Origin of the sequence: Herbiconiux gentiana, from assembly GCF_024978135.1 — a bacterium.
GTDB classification, from domain to species: domain Bacteria; phylum Actinomycetota; class Actinomycetes; order Actinomycetales; family Microbacteriaceae; genus Herbiconiux; species Herbiconiux gentiana.
The window spans coordinates 355,092-373,270 of the sequence record NZ_JANTEZ010000002.1 but is presented as its reverse complement, the minus strand read 5'-3'; the positions used below and the strand labels follow the sequence as shown (position 1 = coordinate 373,270).

Annotated in this window: 15 protein-coding genes; 11 read left to right on the top strand and 4 right to left on the bottom strand. The window is 73.3% G+C overall.

Features of this window, described 5'->3' with window-relative positions; all coding sequences use genetic code 11:
• Positions 1-2 precede the first annotated feature (2 nt).
• Positions 3-1,463, bottom strand: coding sequence for an amidophosphoribosyltransferase (purF, locus tag NVV95_RS05445; protein WP_259485524.1), 1,461 nt, complete (start codon positions 1,461-1,463; stop codon positions 3-5).
• Between the two features lie 162 nt (positions 1,464-1,625).
• Here purF and NVV95_RS05440 point away from each other — a divergent pair, with 162 nt between their 5' ends.
• The 6 genes from NVV95_RS05440 (at position 1,626) to NVV95_RS05415 (ending at position 11,170) form a co-directional block, all read left to right on the top strand.
• On the top strand, positions 1,626-3,065 hold the full coding sequence (locus NVV95_RS05440; protein WP_259485523.1) for a serine hydrolase: 1,440 nt from the start codon (positions 1,626-1,628) through the stop codon (positions 3,063-3,065).
• Positions 3,066-3,210: 145 nt separating this feature from the next.
• Positions 3,211-5,574 (top strand): cell wall-binding repeat-containing protein, encoded by a 2,364-nt coding sequence (locus NVV95_RS05435; protein WP_259485522.1) that lies wholly within the window; start codon positions 3,211-3,213, stop codon positions 5,572-5,574.
• Between the two features lie 190 nt (positions 5,575-5,764).
• Positions 5,765-8,116 carry a cell wall-binding repeat-containing protein gene (locus NVV95_RS05430; RefSeq protein ID WP_259485521.1) on the top strand — a complete coding sequence of 784 codons (2,352 nt, stop codon included), beginning with the start codon at positions 5,765-5,767 and terminating at the stop codon, positions 8,114-8,116.
• A gap of 30 nt (positions 8,117-8,146) precedes the next feature.
• Positions 8,147-9,256, top strand: coding sequence for a phosphoribosylformylglycinamidine cyclo-ligase (gene purM, locus NVV95_RS05425; protein WP_259485520.1), 1,110 nt, complete (start codon positions 8,147-8,149; stop codon positions 9,254-9,256).
• Positions 9,257-9,331: 75 nt separating this feature from the next.
• On the top strand, positions 9,332-10,756 hold the full coding sequence (locus tag NVV95_RS05420) for an amidase family protein (RefSeq protein ID WP_259485519.1): 1,425 nt from the start codon (positions 9,332-9,334) through the stop codon (positions 10,754-10,756).
• 75 nt (positions 10,757-10,831) lie between these two features.
• Positions 10,832-11,170: a hypothetical protein gene (locus NVV95_RS05415; protein WP_259485518.1), complete on the top strand. Its 339-nt coding sequence runs from the start codon at positions 10,832-10,834 to the stop codon at positions 11,168-11,170.
• A 54-nt stretch (positions 11,171-11,224) separates the two neighbouring features.
• Here NVV95_RS05415 and NVV95_RS05410 read toward each other — a convergent pair whose 3' ends face one another.
• Positions 11,225-12,172 (bottom strand): DNA-3-methyladenine glycosylase family protein, encoded by a 948-nt coding sequence (locus NVV95_RS05410; protein WP_259485517.1) that lies wholly within the window; start codon positions 12,170-12,172, stop codon positions 11,225-11,227.
• Positions 12,173-12,345: 173 nt separating this feature from the next.
• Between NVV95_RS05410 and NVV95_RS05405 the strand changes: the two genes are divergently transcribed.
• Together NVV95_RS05405 and NVV95_RS05400 are read left to right on the top strand one after the other, a co-directional pair.
• Complete coding sequence (locus tag NVV95_RS05405; protein ID WP_259485516.1) at positions 12,346-12,588, top strand: response regulator; 243 nt, start codon at positions 12,346-12,348, stop codon at positions 12,586-12,588.
• Between the two features lie 100 nt (positions 12,589-12,688).
• Positions 12,689-13,738, top strand: coding sequence for an isopenicillin N synthase family dioxygenase (locus NVV95_RS05400; RefSeq protein ID WP_259485515.1), 1,050 nt, complete (start codon positions 12,689-12,691; stop codon positions 13,736-13,738).
• Positions 13,739-13,859: 121 nt separating this feature from the next.
• Here the strand turns inward: NVV95_RS05400 and NVV95_RS05395 are convergent, their stop codons facing one another.
• Entirely contained in the window at positions 13,860-14,657 is a 798-nt protein-coding gene (locus tag NVV95_RS05395) for an AraC family transcriptional regulator (RefSeq protein WP_259485514.1), read from the bottom strand.
• 71 nt (positions 14,658-14,728) lie between these two features.
• Between NVV95_RS05395 and NVV95_RS05390 the strand changes: the two genes are divergently transcribed.
• The 3 genes from NVV95_RS05390 to NVV95_RS05380 all read left to right on the top strand — a co-directional run bounded on the left by NVV95_RS05390 (position 14,729) and on the right by NVV95_RS05380 (position 17,407).
• Positions 14,729-15,367 (top strand): VOC family protein, encoded by a 639-nt coding sequence (locus tag NVV95_RS05390; protein WP_259485513.1) that lies wholly within the window; start codon positions 14,729-14,731, stop codon positions 15,365-15,367.
• Positions 15,368-15,520: 153 nt separating this feature from the next.
• Positions 15,521-16,564 (top strand): NAD(P)-dependent alcohol dehydrogenase, encoded by a 1,044-nt coding sequence (locus NVV95_RS05385; protein WP_259485512.1) that lies wholly within the window; start codon positions 15,521-15,523, stop codon positions 16,562-16,564.
• A 3-nt stretch (positions 16,565-16,567) separates the two neighbouring features.
• Positions 16,568-17,407, top strand: coding sequence for an alpha/beta fold hydrolase (locus tag NVV95_RS05380; RefSeq protein WP_259485511.1), 840 nt, complete (start codon positions 16,568-16,570; stop codon positions 17,405-17,407).
• A 52-nt stretch (positions 17,408-17,459) separates the two neighbouring features.
• On the opposite strand, the gene NVV95_RS05375 is transcribed toward NVV95_RS05380, so the two are convergent.
• A complete protein-coding gene (locus NVV95_RS05375) occupies positions 17,460-18,164 on the bottom strand; it encodes an alpha/beta fold hydrolase (RefSeq protein ID WP_259485510.1) in 705 nt (234 codons plus the stop codon).
• Between the last annotated feature and the right edge of the window lie 15 nt (positions 18,165-18,179).

Here is an 18,179-nt window from a genome sequence, read left to right as displayed (position 1 = left end):
GCCTAGGAGAGCTGGTTCTTCTCCACCCACGCGAGGTACTCGGGCGTGACGGTGCCCGTGACGTACTCGCCCGTGAAGCAGCTCATCTCGAGGTCGTGCACGAGGGGTGAGCCCTGCGTGATGGCCTTCCGCATGTCCTCCACCTCCTGGTAGATGAGGTGGTCGGCGCCGATGGCCGCCGCGATCTCGGGGATCTTGCGGTCGTGCGCGACGAGCTCGTGCCGCGACGGCATGTTGATGCCGTAGACGTGCGGGTAGCGCACGGGCGGCGCCGCCGATGCGAAGGTGACCTTGTTCGCCCCGGCCTGGCGGGCCATGTCGACGATCTCCTTCGAGGTGGTGCCGCGCACGATCGAGTCGTCGACGATCAGGATGTTCTTGCCCTTGAACTCGCTCGACATGGCGTTCAGCTTCTGACGCACCGACTTCTTGCGCGCCGCCTGGCCCGGCATGATGAACGTGCGGCCGACGTAGCGGTTCTTGTAGAAGCCCTCGCGGTACTCGACGCCGAGCTTCTGGGCCACCTGCATCGCGGCCGGCCTGGAGGAGTCGGGGATGGGCATGACCACGTCGATGTCGCCCATCGGCGTGTAGCGGGCGACCGTGTCGGCGAGGTAGTCGCCGAGCCGCAGCCGGGCCTCGTAGACCGAGATGCCCGAGAGCACCGAGTCGGGCCGGGCGAGGTAGACGTACTCGAACGAGCACGGGATGAGCCGGGCGTTCGGCGCGCACTGCTTTGAGATCAGCTCGCCGTCGAGGGTGATGAACACGGCCTCGCCGGGCTCGACGTCGCGCACGATCTGGTAGCCGAGGCTCTCCATCACCAGCGACTCGGAGGCGACGACGTACTCCATCTGACCGCTCTGCAGCAGGCGGCTGCCGATGGTGAGGGGGCGGATGCCGAACGGGTCGCGGAACGCGAGCAGCCCGTGCCCGGCGATCATCGCGATGGTGGCGTATGAGCCCTCGACGCGCTCGTGCACCCGCTCGACGGCGGTGAAGACCTGATCGGGGTCGAGCGAGAGGCCGGTGATCTGCGACTGCAGCTCGTTGGCGAACACGTTCAGCAGCACCTCGGTGTCGGAGCTGGTGTTCAGGTGCCGGCGGTCGATGTTGTACAGCTCGTTCGTGAGCTCGCGGGTGTTCGTGAGGTTGCCGTTGTGAACCAGGATGATGCCGTACGGCGCGTTCACGTAGAAGGGCTGCGCCTCCTGCTCCTGCGAGGCCTGGCCCTGGGTGGCGTAGCGCACGTGGCCGAGACCCATGGTGCCGAGCAGCGAGCGCATGTCGCGGGTGCGGAACGCCTCGCGCACCTGGCCCTTCGCCTTCACGATGTGGAAGACGCTGCCCTCGGCGGTGGCGATGCCGGTGGAGTCCTGCCCGCGGTGCTGCAGCAGCAGGAGGGAGTCGTAGACGAGTTGGTTGACGGGCTCAGCCGAAACGATGCCCACGATGCCGCACATTGCAACGATTCTACCGGTCGATCGGGCCCCGGTGGTCGGGCGGTTCGGCCGCTGCTGGTCGGGCGGTTCCGCCGCTCCGGCGCGGCGGGTTCCGCCGCCAGGGGGAGGGCGGTCCCCCGGCCGCCGGATGCGCATCCGGAGCCCGCTCGAAAGGCTGGAGCCATGACTCTCTCACCGCGCACCGCCCCGGCCCGAACGGCGCTCGCCGCCCTCGCCCTCACGACCGCCGCCGTGCTCGCGGGCTGCACCGGGAGCGGCGCGGGCACCGGTGCGGGCACGGGCCCGGCCTCGTCGTACGCTTCCACCGCAGCACCCACCCCCGTCGCCCTGCCCGACACCGCCGTCGGCGAGCACGCCGCCTGGGTGATCGAGTCGATCAGCAGTGAACCGACCGAGCCGAACCAGATCGAGGGCCAGGTGACCGAGCGCCTGTCGCCCACCGTGGCCTCGCAGCTCACGCCCGCCCAGCTGGCCGAGGTGTTCACGGGCCTCCGCGCCTCCGGCCCGTGGGTGCCCACCTCGGTGCAGTCAGCCGAGGGCCAGGCGCTCGTGACAATCGTCGACCGCGACGGGCAGAGGCTCGACCTGCAGCTCTCGCTCGACGCCGACGAGCTGATCAACGGCATCCTGTTCAGCCCTTCGGCCGCCGACCGGGTGCCGGCGGCGTCGTGGCAGGAGCTCGACGACGCGATCGCCGGGTTCGCCGCCGACACCACGCTCGTCGTCACCGACGTGGCGAGCGGGGAGCGCATCCTCGAGGCCACGAGCCCGGGGCAGGCCGATGCCGACGAGTCGAAGCCCTCGGGCTCGATGTTCAAGCTCTACGTGCTCGGCGCGGTGGCCGACGCGGTCGCGGCCGGCACGCTCGCCTGGGACTCGCCGCTCACCCTCACCGACGCCGTCAAGAGCCTGCCCTCGGGCGATCTGCGGCTCGAGCCGAGCGGCACGACGATCACGGTTCAGGATGCTGCTGCCGCGATGATCTCGCAGAGCGACAACACGGCCACCGACCTGCTCGTCGCGACGGTGGGGCCGGAGGCCGTCGAGAGGTCGTTCGCCGAGCTCGGCCACCACGACCCCGCCGAGAACACCCCGCTGCTGACCACCCGCGCGCTGTTCCAGCTCGGCTGGGGCACGCCGTCGTCGGCCGACGCCTGGCAGGCGGCCGACCAGGACGGGCGGCGGGCTCTCCTCGCCGGACTCCCCACCGGCCTGCTCGACGTCGACGCGGCCGCGGTCACCACCCCGGTCTGGGAGCAGGGGCTCGACTGGTTCACCACCCCCGACGACCTCGTCGCCGTGCACCGCGGGCTGCAGCAGAAGGCGAAGGCGCCGACGGGTGCGCCGGTGCGCGAGATCCTCGCGATCAACCCGGGGCTCGGCGAGGAGCTCACCGGCGGCGACACCTGGTCGTACATCGCCTTCAAGGGCGGCAGCTCGGTCGGCGTGCTGGCGGGCTCCTGGTACCTCGAGCGATCCGACGGCCGCGCCTTCACGATCACGATCCAGGGCTCGTCGGGCGACCCGGCCGAGCTCGCCGACCAGGCGCTCTTCTTCGGCCAGGTCGCCGACGCGGCGGCGCTGCTGGAGTCGGAGGACTGACCCCCGAACTGGGACCCCGGCGCGGCCCGGATCCTGCGCCTCCGCCGCCCTAGGATGAGCTAGATCCGAGCCGGGGGACTCGTGAGCGTCAGCGACGACACCCCGGAAGGCGACGTCCGCTCTCGGCCCCACTGAGAGGCATCGCGTGCTGCGTCCTGCTCCCCGTCCCCGTGTCCGCCGCCTCGGCGTGCTCGGCGTGTTCACCGTCTCCGCCCTCGCCGCGGGCGCGCTCCTCGGAGCCCCAGCCGCCGGGGCCGACGAGCCGCCGACCCCCGAGCCCACGACGACCGCTCCCGCCGGGCGCACCGTGATGGGCGCCTTCTCGGCCGAGGCCTATGCGGCGCAGGCCGCGGCCACCCCGCCGGAGCTCGCCGACGCGCTCCAGGCCGGCCTCGGCCTCAGCCCGGCGGAGTACTACGCGCAGGCCGATGCCGCGGCGACGGGCGTCGAGGTCGTCGACGAGCTACGGGCCTCGGGCGTCGACGTGCTCGCGTCGCGGCTGGAGGGCACGCAGCTCGTGCTGACGGTGGCCGACGAGACCGCCGCCGCCGCGGTCGCCGAGACCGGGGCCGTCGCCGAGCTCGGCTCCGCGCCCGTCCGGTCGGCGCAGCCGGTCGAGTCGGGCACCGCCCTCCGCGACCTCGTGGGCGGCCAGGGGTACTACTGGGTCGACGGCACCTGGGTCTACTACTGCTCGGTGGGGGTCAACGGACTGTCGGAGTCGTCGTCGGCCGAGTTCCTGAGCGCGGGCCACTGCGGACAGTCGGGTCATTACGTCAACTTCCTGGAGCAGAACCGGCCCGATCAGGACGAGCCCGGCTGGGGCGACCCGCTCGGCAATCCGATCGCCGCCGAGACGCGGTTCGGTGAGGGTTACGACGTCAGTGCGTTCGAGACCTACACCTCCAACTTCACCCCGCGGGCGGCCGTCGGCACCTGGAAGCTGAACCGGGGCTCGGTCACCTCCGGCACGCCCGTCACCGTGCGCGACTACTCCCGGGCGGTCGTCGGTCAGGGCATCTGCAAGTCGGGCCGCACCAGCGGCTGGACCTGCGGCACGGTCACCGCGGTCGACGAGTACTGGGAGGAGTCGAGCACCGGCGCGATCGTCAACGCGTTCACCTCGACGATGTGCGCGCTGCCGGGCGACAGCGGCGGCGCCGTGATGTCGGGTTCCAACGCCCTCGGCGTGCTCTCGCTCGGTCAGTTCGAGCAGAGCTGCTCCGAGAGCGGCAAGCTCACGGGGTCGTTCCCGATCGACTCGCCCTACGAGAACGCCTTCGACATCGCTCCCGGCTGGCAGCCGCTGGTCGAGCTGGCCAAGCCGGCGAGCCCGGTGCTCGGCGGCGGTGCACCGCTGTACGCCGGATCGCCGGTCACCGGCACGGTCGCCGGCGGCGGACCGCACCACAGCGTGCTGCTCACGATCGACGGAGGCGACGCCGAGGCCCTGCCCGTGTCGAAGACGGGCGTCTTCTCGGCGCCATCGACCGTCGGGCTCACCCCGGGCACCCACACCTTCAGCATGCGCACCAGCTACCTCGACGGCCGCCAGCAGACGGGCGCGGTCTCGGGCTCGTTCCTCGTGGCCGAGCGGCCGGCCGTCTCCCGCATCGGCGGCGCCACGCGCTTCGACGTCGCCGTCGCGATCGCCGACGCCGCCTTCCCGACGACGGCTCCCGTCGTCTACGTCGCCACGGGCTACAACTACCCGGATGCGCTGAGCGCCGGTCCCGCCGCGACCACCCAGGGCGGCCCGCTGCTGACGGTGCTCACCGACGGCGTGCCCGACGTCGTGGCCGCGAAGCTCACCGCGCTGAAGCCGCAGCGCATCGTGATCGTCGGCGGGGTCAACGCCGTGAACGCCTCGGTGGAGACGACCCTGAAGAGCCTGGTGCCGACCGCGACCGTCGAGCGGATCGCCGGAGCCGACCGCTACGCGGTCAGCCGCGCGGTGGTCAAGAACGCGTTCGGCACTGCCGCGCACGCCTACGTCAGCACGGGCGGCAACTTCCCCGACGCGCTGTCCGCGGGCGGGGCGGCCGGGTCGAAGGGCGAGCCGGTCGTGCTCGTGAACGGAGGAGCGGCCTCGGCGGACGCCGCCACGGTGAAGCTCCTCGGCGGCCTGAAGACCACGTCGCTGTCGATCGTCGGCGGTCCGAACTCGGTGTCGACCGGCGTCGAGGGGTCGCTGCGCACGGGCGTGCCGGCCGCGGTCGACCGCTTCACGGGCAGCGACCGCTTCGCCACCTCGGTCGCACTGAACACGGGCGCCTTCCAGACGGCCGGCACGGTCTACCTCGCCACCGGCTACAACTTCCCGGATGCGCTGGCCGGCGGGGTGCTCGCCGGCATCAGCGACTCGCCCCTGTTCGTCGTGCCGACCGACTGCGTGCCGCGGGCGGTGCTCGGCAGCATCACGTCGATGGGAGCGAGCGAGGTCGTGCTGCTGGGCGGCGACAACGCCCTGAAGCCGGCGGTGGCCGACCTGACGCCCTGCGCGTTCTGAGCGGCCGGGTCGGCCCGGGGAGCCGCCCGGGCCGACCTGGCGAGCCGGCCGGGCCGACCCGGCAAGGCGGCCGGGTCGACCCGCGCGAGTCGACGACGTACGATGAACAGGATCGAGCCGGGGGGACTCCGATCATCGTGACGCCCTCGGGCGGCGGCACGCGCCCTCGGTCGAACGAGAGGCACCAGCCATGACCGTCCGCACCGCCGTCACCGGGTCGCTGACCGCCCTCGCCCTCGCGGCCGGCGCCCTCCTGGGAGCACCCGCCTCCGCCGCCCTCGCCGACCCCGGCCCCGAGCCGGTCGCCCCCGGCCCCGTCGTGATGGGCGGCTTCCCGCTCGAGGCCTACGGCGCCGAAGCGGCGGGCACCCCGCCCGAGCTCGCCGCCGCCCTCGAGCGCGACCTCGGCATCACCCCCGAGCAGTTCTACGCGCAGGCCGACGCGGCGGCCACCGCGTCCGAGGTCGTCGACGCCCTGCAGGCGACGGGCACCGTGGTGCTCGGGTCGCGGCTCGAGGGCACCGAACTCGTCGTGACGGTGCCCACAGAGTCCGACGCGGCGGCGGCGCGGCAGGCCGGCGCGCTCGCCGAGGTGGGCGGTTCGACCGAGACCACGCCGAGCCGCCAGAGCGCCGACCTCCCCGACGCCGAGTTCCTCCGCGATCTCGTCGGCGGTCAGGGGTACTACAACCACAAGGGTCTCTACGACTACTTCTGCTCCGTCGGCTTCAACGGCATCGACGGCTCGACCGGCGCCGCGCAGTTCCTCACGGCCGGGCACTGCGTCACCCCCGGGGCCGAGTACAGCGGCCGGGTGTTCTCGCTCGAGCAGCCGAGACCCGGTCAGGACCCGACCGTGGCCGGCACCACCCTCGGTTCGCCGCTGCCGGCCTCGCTGAAGTTCGGCAGCTGGTACGACACCGCCCTCTACGCCACGGCCCCGGCCTGGACCCCGCAGCCCGCCGTCGGCAGCTGGGGTGGCAACCAGGGTTCGGCCGAGTCGGGAGAGCGCGCGACGGTGCGCGATTACACCCGCGCGGTCGTGGGCCAGAGCATCTGCAAATCGGGTCGCAAGACCGGCTGGACCTGCGGCACGGTCAAGTCCGTCGACATCGCCTCGAAGATCGGCTCGACCGACGTCAACGCCTTCCTCTCGAACATCTGCGCCCTGGGCGGCGACAGCGGCGGAGCGGTCATCGCCGGTTCCTACGCCGTGGGCGTCATCTCGTTCGGCGACTACAAGACGGGCTGCGGCGAGAGCGGTCGCACCACCGGCTCGTTCCCGATCGACTCGCCGTTCTTCGAGGACGCCCTCGAGGTGCAGACGTCGTGGGAGCCCCTGGTCGACGTCGCCGCTCCCGTGAGCGAGGCGCTCCTCGGCGGAGTGCCGCTGTACCGCGGTGAGGCGGCGGCCGGCACGGTGCCGGGCGGCGGCCTCCGTCACACGGTGCACCTCTCGGTGGACGGCGGCCCCGAGACGCTCGTCCCGGTCGGCGCCGACGGGCGCTGGTCGATCCCCGATGCGGCGGGCATCGGCGCCGGCAGCCACAGCGTCAGCCTCTTCGCGAGCTACGGCGAGGGCATCCAGCGCTCGAAGACGGTCACCGGCACCGTGCTCGTCGCCGACCGCCCGGCCGTCAGCCGCCTCGACGGCGCCACCCGGTTCGACGTGGCGGTGGCCGTCGCCGACGAGGCCTTCCCGGGCACCGCGCCCGTGGTCTACGTGGCGACGGGCACCAACTACCCGGATGCGCTGAGCGCCGGCCCCGCCGCCGTCGCGCAGGGCGGCCCGCTGCTGCCGGTGCTCCCCGATGCCGTTCCCGACGTCGTGGCGGCGAAGATCGCCGCGCTGAAGCCCGCGCGCATCGTCGTCGTCGGCGGCACCGACTCGGTGCGCGACTCGGTGCGCTCGACGCTCGCCCAGCTGGTTCCGGATGCCCGGATCGACCGTCTGGCCGGAGCCGACCGCTACGAGGCGAGCCGCGCCGTCGTGGCCGACGCCTTCACGACCGAGCCCCACGCCTACGTCGCCACCGGCGGAGGCTTCGCCGACGCCCTCTCGGCCGGCGGCGCCGCGGGCTCGAAGGGCGAGCCGGTCGTGCTCGTGAACGGCCCGGCGGCGACGGCGGATGCGCCCACCCTCGACCTCTTCCGAGGCCTGAAGAGCGGCTCGCTCACCGTCGCGGGCGGCCCCTTCAGCGTCTCGCAGGGGGTGGCCGACTCGCTCGGCACGGGAGTGCCGGCCGCCGTCTCCCGGGTCAGCGGCGACGACCGCTACGCGACGTCGATCGCGCTGAACGCCGACGCCTTCGACTCGGCCGACACGGTCTACCTCGCGACCGGACTGAACTTCCCCGACGCCCTGGCGGGAGGCGTGCTCGCGGGTCTCCGCGACGCGCCGCTGTACGTGGTGCCCGGCGACTGCGTGCCGCGCGGGGTGCTCGAGGGCATCGCCGATCTCGGTGCCACCGACGTGGTGCTGCTCGGCGGCACCACCGCGCTGAAGCCCGCGGTGCAGGAGCTCGCTGCCTGCGGTTTCTGATCGCGGCGCCCGGACTGGGAGAATGAGCGCATGAGCAACAGTTACGCCGCCGCCGGAGTCGACACCGAGGCGGGCGACCGCGCGGTCGAGCTGATGAAGGCGGCGGTGCAGCGCACCCACGGCCCCGAGGTGCTGGGCGGAGTGGGCGGGTTCGCCGGGATGTTCGACGTGTCGGCACTGAAGCAGTTCGAGCATCCGCTGCTCGCCACCTCGACCGACGGGGTCGGCACCAAGATCGCCATCGCGCAGGCCCTCGACAAGCACGACACCATCGGTCAGGACCTCGTGGGCATGGTCGTCGACGACATCGTCGTCGTGGGTGCGCGGCCGCTGTTCATGACCGACTACATCGCCTGCGGCAAGGTGGTGCCCGAGCGCATCGCCACGATCGTCGCGGGCATCGCCGCGGCCTGTGCCGAGACCGGCACGGCGCTCGTCGGGGGAGAGACGGCCGAGCATCCGGGGCTCATGGGCGACGACGACTACGACGTCGCCGGGGCCGCGGTGGGCGCGGTCGAGGCCGACTCGCTGCTCGGGGCCGAGCGGGTGCAGGACGGGGACGTGGTGCTCGCACTGGAGTCGTCGGGGCTGCACTCGAACGGGTACTCGCTGGTGCGCAAGATCCTCGCCGACGCCTCGCTGGGCTACACCGACCGCTCCGACGACCTCGGCGGGGTCGTGGGCGAGGTGCTGCTCGAGCCGACCCGGCTGTACTCGGGGCCGCTCGTGCGGGTGCTCGCGCAGCCGGCGCTGTCGGGCGCCATCCACTCGCTCTCGCACGTGACCGGGGGTGGCATCGCGGCGAACCTGGCGCGCGTGCTGCCGCGCGGCGCATGGGTCGAGGTCGACCGGTCGACCTGGTCGCCGGCGCCGGTCTTCCGCGTGCTGTCGTCGCTCGCGGGCTCGACGCTCGAGTCGGCAGAGGGCACCTGGAACCTCGGTATCGGGTTCTTCGCGGTGGTCGCGGCGTCGTCGGCGTCGGCGGTGGCCGGGGCGATCGAGGCGGAGGGCATCCGCACCTGGCCGGTCGGCACGGTCTCGACCGCGACCCGGGCGTTCTCGGCGGCCGACGGGTTCGAGCAGGGCGCCAAGGGTGTCGACGGCGGAGCGGTGCGGCTCGTGGGGGCGTACGCGGGCTGAGCCGCAGGGCTGCGCCGCAGGGCTCCGCCGTGGGCCCGAAACACGCGCGCAATGCGGGTGGGGCAGGATGGCGCGGTGGATGCCCCGCTGAACTCCCTCGACGCCTATGACCTGCTGGGGGCGCTCCGGCGCCGGGAGGTGTCGGCCGTCGAGCTCGTGGACGAGCACCTCGCCCTGATCGGGCGGGAGAATGCCGAGCTGGTCGCGCTGGTGACGGTCGACGCCGACGGCGCGCGCGCCCAGGCGGCCGAGGTCGACCGTCGTCGGGCGGCCGGGGAGCTTCTCGGGGCGCTCGCCGGGGTGCCCATGACGATCAAGGACTCCTTCGACGTGCGCGGGCTGCGCACGAGCCAGGGCCGGCTGAGCGACTCCCGCATCGCCGCGGGTGACGCCCCGGCGGTGGCCCGGCTGCGCGACGCCGGCGCCGTGCTGCTCGGCAAGAGCAACGTGCCGCTGATGCTCGCCGACAGCCAATCGGCCAACGACGACTTCGGTCGCACGGTCAATCCCTGGGACGCCGCCCGCACGCCGGGTGGTTCCTCGGGAGGGTCGGCGGCTTCCGTGGCGGCGGGCTTCGCGGCCGGTGAGCTCGGCAGCGATCTCGCCGGGTCGATCCGCATCCCGGCCGCCTGGTGCGGGGTGTTCGGGCACCGGCCGAGCACGGGCACCGTCTCCAAGCGCGGGCATCTGCCCTGGCCCGACGGCGGACTGATCGAGCCGCCGCTGTCGGCCTCGGGGCCGCTCGCCCGGTCGGCGCGCGACCTGGCGCTGCTGATGGACGTGCTGGCCGGTGCGGCGGCACCCGACGACGCCGGCTGGCGCCTCGCGCTGCCGCCGAGCCGGGTGTCCACGCTCTCCGGCATCCGGGTGGCGCTCTGGCGCGACGAGGCGCTGCCGATCGACGCCGAGACGGCGGAGGCCATCGAGTCCTTCGCCGGCCGCCTCGAGCGGGAGGGCTGCGAGGTCGTGGAGCTCGAGCATCCGCCGGTCGCGGGCACCGAGGGGCTGGAGTTCTTCGCGCTGCTGCAGGAGATCGAGTTGGCGAACACGGTCGCTGATGCGCCGGGCGATTCCGCCGTCGTCATCGGCGACGCCTGGCGGGCCTGGGAGCGGCAGCGGGGCGTCACCGAGCGGTGGAGCGCGATGTTCCGCGGGGCCGGGCGGCCCGACGGTGTCGACGTCGTGCTCGCTCCGATCGCGCCGACGACCGCGCAGGAGCACTCGACGGTGCCCGCGGCCTCGCGCACGATCGTCGTGGACGGGCAGGCGCATCCCTCGTCGCTCGTGGGCGACTGGAGCCGGCTCGCGGCTATCGGGCGGAACCCCGCGACCGCGGTGCCGGTGGGGCTCGGCCGTCGCACGGGGCTGCCCGTGGGGGCGCAGCTGATCGGGCCGTACCTCGGCGACCGCACGACGCTCGCGGTGGCGGCGCTCGCCGAGCGCGCGGGGCTGCTGCTGGCGGAGCGGCCGCCGCGCGCGGAGGGCCCGCCGGTCGCGTAGCGCCGGTCTCGCGCCGGGCGCCGTCCGCTCGCGCGGCGCCGTCCGCTCGCGGGGGCCGGGGAGTAGCATCCCCTCATGGCGGCGCCGGTCAGCTCTCAGGAGGCCCTCAAGGCCCTCGACCTCGTGGTGGCGGAGCTCGGCGATCCGGGCATCCGGCGGTCGCGCATGATGGGACGGCCCGTGCTCACGCTCGCGGGCACCATGTTCGCCGTGCTGAACGGCGACGCGCTGGGGCTGAAGCTCGGCGCGGGGTCGGACGTCTTCGCCGAGGCCCGCGCCCTCGACGGCGCCGGGCTGCTCGACCCGGGCGGCAAGGGGCGGCCGTTCAAGGACTGGGTGGCGCTGCCGCTCGAGCACACGGCCCTCTGGCCGCGCTTCGCGGCCGACGCGCTCGACGGGGTGCGGCCGGCCTGAGCGGCGATCCCCGGTGCGGGCACGGGCGCAGGGCGCGGGCGGACGGCGGTGCGGCTAGCGCGACGCCTCGTCGAGCGCCACCCGCAGCAGCAGCGTGACCCAGGTGCGGTACGGCGCCCACCCGGCCGACAGCCGCTCCAGCTCGTCCGGCGTCGGACGCGTCGCCAGCCCGTACGCGTGCTGCACCGCATCCGCCAGCCGCCCCTCGTGCAGCGGAGCGTGATCGGGGTCGCCGGCCCCCCGCAGCAGGATCAGCTCGGCCGAGAAGGGCCCGATCCCCGGCAACTCCTGAAGCGCGGCCAGCGCCTCCTCCCGGGGCAGCGCGCGCAGCCCGGCGCTGTCGAACCGGTTCGCGGCCGCCGCCTCGCCGAGCGCCCGCAGCCGCTCGACCTTCGGCGCCGGCAGCCCCGGGAACGACCCCAGCCCGGCCAGCACCCGCGGTGCCGGGAACGCCTGCTGCGGGCCGCCGTTGACGACGACGGTCTCGCCCAGCTCGGCGGCCATCCGCTGCTTCAGCGCCGCCGCCTGCGTCATGCGGGTGCGCTGCCCGATGATCGACCACGCCGCCGCCTCGTACCACGACCAGAACGCCACCGGCCGGAGTCCCGGGTAGCGCCGCTGCAGCGCCCCGATCACCGGGTCGCGCTCGCCGACCGCGGCGAATCCGCTGCCGTCGACGTCGAGCGACAGGATGCGCGTGAGCTGCGCCGTGGCCGCCGAGAGCTCCGCCCGGCCGAGCGCCCGCTCCGCGAACAGCCGCCCGCGCACGGTGCCGGCGGCATCCTGGGCGACCGAGACGCCCACCGTTCTCCACGACCCCTCGAGCGCGAAGGCCGCCTCGAGCGAGTCCGCGCCCGCCGCTTCCCGCGCCGCGGGCGTGAAGCCCTCCAGAAAGCGGATGCCCGCCGTCAACGAGAACGGCCCGCGCGGCTCGACCCGCACCGATCCGCGCAGCTCGGCGCCTCCGCGCCCGCCCGTCTTCCCGCCCGTCTGCTCACCCACGGCGCCCCCTCGCTCGACCACAGCGTCCCCCTCGCTCACGCTGCGCGCCCCGTGCTCGCGAAGCGCCCCCTCGCTCGCGACCAGTGTGCCCGAGCACCACCTGCCCACACCGGATGCCCAGCCGACACCCAGACGACGAGCGCCCACCCCAGGCATCCGGGTACCCTGGTCGCATGACTACACCCGCACTCGCCCACCTCTCGGGCGGCCCGCTCGACGACCAGACCATCCCGCTCGACGACGGAGCCCCCGAGGAGCTCGTGCTCCCCTACAGCGACGGCCAGGTCGTCTACCACCTCGTCCCCGACGCCCCCGAGGCCGAGGGCCCCGCGACCGCGCAGTACCGGTTCGCCGAGGTCTCCGAGATCCTGAACCAGGGCGAGTACGACGAGATCCGCCCCGAGACGAACCTCTGAGCCGAGCGCTCCTCGCGTAATACGCCTGTAACGGCGGGCCGCTAGCCTCGAAGCCCGGGCCCCGACGAGACCTCTCGCGGGCCGGTCGAGGAGGCCCGCCATGACGTTCCAGGTACCCGTCGTCGACATCGCGCCCTATGTGGCAGGCGGCAGCTCCGAGGAGCGTGCTGCCGTCGCCCGGGCGATCGATGCGGCGTGCTCCGAGGTCGGCTTCATCCAGATCCTCGGGCACGGCATCGCGCCGTCGGTGCAGCAGGGCCTCGCCGACGCGCTCGACGAGTTCTTCGCCCTCGACATCGAGACGAAGAAGACCTTCCGCACCCCGCCCGGCATCAACCGCGGCTACTCGGCGCCGAAGTCCGAGTCGCTGAGCCTCAGCCTCGGCGTCGAGTCGGCCAGCCGCATGAACGACTTCTTCGAGGCCTTCAACGTCGGGGCCGCGCGGAGCGACTACCCGGGCGTCGAGCTCGACGCCGAGAACTACGCCGAGAACCTCTGGCCGGGCGCCGAGGCACCGGGCTTCGAGCCGCGCGTGCAGTCCTACTTCGCCGAGGCCAGGCGCGTCGCGAACACGATGACCGACATCTTCGCGGATGCCCTGGGCCTCCCCGCGGGCTTCTTCGACGCCTTCACGGGCCACTCCCTCGACGTGTTGCGCATGAACAACTACGCACTCCCGCCCGGCACCGTCGACCTCGACGGCGAGCTCACCGGGATGGGCGAGCACACCGACTACGGCATCGTGACGGTGCTCTGGGCCGACCAGGTGCGCGGGCTGCAGGTGCTCGGATCCGACGGGTCGTGGAACGACGTCAGCCCGGCCGACGGCGCGCTCCTGATCAACCTCGGCGACCTCACCGCCCGCTGGACGAACGAGCGCTGGATGTCGACCCTGCACCGCGTGAAGCCGCCGATCGTGGACGGCACGATCGAGCGGCGCCGCTCGGCCGCGTTCTTCCACGACGGCGACGTCGACGCCGTGATCGCGACGCTTCCGTCGTGCGTCTCGGCCGAGCATCCGAACCTCTACGAGCCGGTCACGGTGGGCGAGCACATCGCGGCGAAGCTCGCGGGCTCCCGAGCGGGCATCAGCAACGCGGGCGCGGCTCGCGAAGCGGCCCGCGTGCTCGCGGCGGCCGCGGCCCGCTGACCGCGCCCATGCCCCCGCGCCCACAGCCCCCACCCTGCCGGGTCGCACAAAAGACGCTCTGCGGCGGCTCGAAGGTGCTTTTGCGCGACCCGGGCGCGCCCGCTCGTGCGGGCGGCGTGGGTCAGGGGGTGGGGCGGCCCGAGCGGCGGGTGTTCTCGGGGGTCTCGCCGAGCACGGCGGCGTAGCGGCGCGAGAAGTGCGGGTAGTCGGTGTAGCCGAGCTCGGCGGCGAGGTCGCTGAGCGAGGTCTCCGGATGCGCGTGCAGCCGGGTCGCGGCCTCCTGCAGTCGGCGGCACTCGATCAGCCACTTCGGGCCCACCCCCACCCGCTCCCGGAGCAGCCGCTCCAGCGTGCGCAGCGACACCCCCGCGAGCTCGGCCAGCTCGGCGGCCCGCAGGATCGTGGCGTCCTCCTCCGCCCGCCGGCAGACCTCGTTCACCAGCCGGCCGCGCTCGTCGACGCCGGCCGCCAGCGGCAGCAGCCAGCGACGCAGCACGTCGACGAGGCCCTGCCGGGCGCTCTCGGCGGGCGCATCCGTCATGAGCGTGCGCACGTCCTGCCGGGGTCCTCCCTCGAAGGGCAGCTGCCGTCCGACGGCGACGGCCGGCGGATCGGCGGAGAGCAGCACGGCGGCCGCGGGGCGGAACAGCACCCCGACCGCCCAGGACGTCCCGGTCAGACGCTGAACCGAGAGCCGCGGATCGGGGCCCGCGAGCACGGCCCGCTGCGGCTCGATGACGACGTTCACCGCAGGGTAGGCCAGCACGCGCTGCGGCAGCTCGACTCCGTCGGGGAGGTTCCAGTGCGCGACCCAGACGTGCCGCACCAGCTCGCCGAGGCCGGGACCGAGCTCGAAGCGGTCGAAGGCGACGCCCGCCGCCCCGGGGTTGAGATGACCCTTCGAGTGCGGCTCGGGCATCCGGCCCCCTCGGTCGAGCTCTGTCGTGGAAGTACAAGACGCGGCCGGGCCGCGCTTCCTAGCATGGCGGCATGAGCGACGACACGACCACCCCGACCGCCCCGACCACCGGCACGGCTCCGAGTGCGGCCACCCCGACCGCCCCGACCACCGGCACGGCTCCGAGTGCGGCCACCCCGACCCCCACCCCGACTACCGGCGCGGCTGCGAGTGCGGCCACCGGCCTGTACACCACCCATGGACTGCCGCACGGCTCGACCTCCCTCACCCCGCACCTCGTGGTGTCGCCGGCCGAGGCCGCGCTGACCTTCTACCGTGACGTCCTCGGCGCGCGCGTCGTCGACGTCACCCGGTTCGCGGCGCCCGACGGCAGCGAGCTCGTCGCCCACGTGGTGCTCGACTTCGGAACCGGACAGCTCACCCTGGGCGACGCCCTGCCCGACTACGGCCTCGTCGCGCCCGACCCGGCCGCGGGGTCGTCGTTCTCGCTCGCGCTCTACCGGCCCGACGTCGACGCCGTGACCGCGGCGGCGGAGGCGGCCGGGGCGACCGTGCGCGAGCAGCCCGCGACCTTCGTCTCGGGTGACCGCTTCGCGTCGATCCTCGATCCGTTCGGGGTGCGCTGGTCGATCATGACCCGGGTCGAGGACGTCTCGCCCGAGGAGAGCGCGCGCCGCGTCGCGGAGTGGGCCGCCACCCAGTCGGCGTGACCAGGGCGCGGCCGGGGTCGGCCCGGGCGGGTTCGCCGCCGCGCCCGGCCGGGGCGGGCATCCGGAGCCTGTGGTCGACGATCGGGCGCCGCGCACGGGCGGCCCCCACCCGAGGGTGCCATGCTGGACAGGCCCCACCCGAACAGGAGACCCATGCTGACCGTCGACGCCTACGCCGCCCCCTCTGCCACCGAGCCGCTCGTCAAGACCACCATCGAGCGCCGCGACCTCGGCCCGAACGATGTGCTGATCGAGATCGCCTACTCGGGCATCTGCCACTCCGACATCCACACCGTGCGCGGCGACTGGGGCTCCCAGAAGTACCCGCTGACCGTCGGCCACGAGATCGTCGGAACGGTCACCGAGGTCGGCTCCGACGTCAGCCTGCACCAGGTCGGCGACCGCGTCGGCGTGGGCTGCATGGTGAACTCGTGCCGCGAGTGCGAGAACTGCCTCGCCGGTCAGCAGCAGTACTGCCTGAAGGGCAACACCGGAACCTACGCCAGCGTCGACCGCGACGGCACCATCACGCAGGGCGGCTACTCCACCCACGTCGTGGTCGTCGAGGACTTCGTGCTGCGCGTGCCCGAGTCGATCCCGTTCGAGAAGGCCGCGCCGCTGCTCTGCGCCGGCATCACGACCTACTCGCCGCTCAGCCACTGGAACGCCGGCCCCGGCAAGCGCGTCGCCGTCGTCGGCCTCGGCGGGCTCGGCCACATGGCCGTGAAGATCGCCCACGCCATGGGCGCCGAGGTCACCGTGCTCTCGCAGACGCTCAGCAAGAAGGACGACGGCCTGAAGCTCGGCGCCGACCACTACTACGCCACGAAGGACGAGGCGACCTTCCGCGACCTGAAGAACTCCTTCGACCTGATCATCAACACGGTCAGCGCGGTCATCGACCTCGACGCCTACCTCTCGCTGCTCGCGCTCGACGGCACCATGGTGAACGTCGGTGCTCCCGGCCAGCCGCTGCCGTTGCACGTGTTCACGCTGTTCGGCAACCGTCGCTCCTTCGCAGGCTCCGGCATCGGCAGCATCGGCGAGACCCAGGAGATGCTCGACTTCTGCGCCGAGCACGGCATCGCCCCCGAGACCGAGCTCATCTCGGCCGACTACATCAACGAGGCCTACGAGCGCGTGCTGAACTCCGACGTGCGCTACCGCTTCGTGATCGACGCCTCGACGATCGCGTAGCGCATGGGCCGGGTCGGCGATCTGATCGAGGGGCTGCACGACCCGAAGGCCCCGTTGCTGCACGTGGCGATCGACACGGGGGAGCCGGCGGTCGAGCATCCGGGGCCCGTCGTCGTGATGGTGCACGGGATCGCCTCGAGCGCCGCCACCTTCCACTTCGTGGTGCCCCTGGTGGAACCGCAGCAGCGCGTGATCGCGATCGAGCTGCTCGGGTTCGGCGGCAGCCCGCAGCCCGAGGGCGCCGAGTACACGCTCGAGGAGCATGTCGCGGCGCTCGCCCGCACGATCCGCTCGCTGCATCTCGCCGAGCCGTTCGTGCTGGTGGGGCACTCGCTCGGCTGCCTGATCGGCGCCCGCTACGCCGCGACCCATCTCGCGCACGTCGCGAAGCTCGTGCTCGTCAGCCCGCCGGTGTACCTCTCGCCGGCCGAGATCGGCGACCCGCGGGTGCGGCTGCGGATGGCGGGCTACCTGCAGGCGTACCAGTTCTTCCGCGCCAACAAGGACTTCACGATCGCCCGGGCGGCGGTGGTGTCGAAGCTGCTGCCGGTGCAGCACGTGATGGAGATCACCGAGCAGAACTGGACGCCGTTCGTGAAGTCGCTGGAGCACTGCATCGAGTCGCAGACCGTGATCAGCGACCTCGCGCGGGTCGAGCGACCGATCGAGGTGGTCTACGGGCGACTCGACGAGTTCCTCGTGCCGGCCAACCTGGCCATCATCGAGCGGATGCGCGGCGTCACCACGCACGTCGTCGCCGCCAGCGACCACATGATCCGCAAGCCCATGGCCCGCGTCGTGGCGGCCGGGATCGCGTCGCCCGCCGGGGCACCCGACGCCTGACGCCCGATGCCTGACGCCTGACGCCCGGCTGGTGACAGCGCAGGCCCTGCCGTCAGGCGCGCGCCGCCTCCGCGATGGCCGCCGCGAGCTCGACCGGCCGGGTGAACTGGGGCCAGTGGCCGGTGGGCAGTTCGACGACGGTCAGCGACGACAGATGCGGGAACTCGGCGAAGTACGGGTGACCCGACGCCCGGTACCCGTCGAGCTCTTCGCGGGTGAACGTGCTGGCGATGAGCGTGACCGGAACCGCCCAGCGCCGGGGATCGTGCAGCCGCTGCGGGTCACGCGCCACCCGCACCGGCTGCGGGATCGCGATGCGCCGGAACCACGCCCGCAGATCGTCGGTGAGCCCCCGCAGGTCGGCCTCGCCGAACTCGCCCCAGCCGGGCAGGGGCACCTCGTCGCCCACCGCCTCGAGCTCCTCGTTGACGGCGACGCCCTCGGCCGTCGGCCAGCTGTCGACGTAGATCGCCCGCCGGATGCGGTCGGGCCGCGCATCCACCACCGCATGGATGATCGACCCGCCTCCGGAGTGCCCCACGAGAACGACCTCGCTCGGCGCCTCGATCGAGTCGACGAGGGCCACGACCTCGGCGATCTGCGTGGCCAGGGTCACGCCGCTGCGGTCGTCGTCGACCGAGTGCAGCCCGGCCAGGGTGGGGGTGTGCACCGTGAAGCCGTCGTCGCGCAGGGGGCGCGCCACGTCGTTCCACGAGTCGCCGTTCAACCAGAAGCCGGGGATGAGGATGAGGTCCATGCAGCGACGCTACCC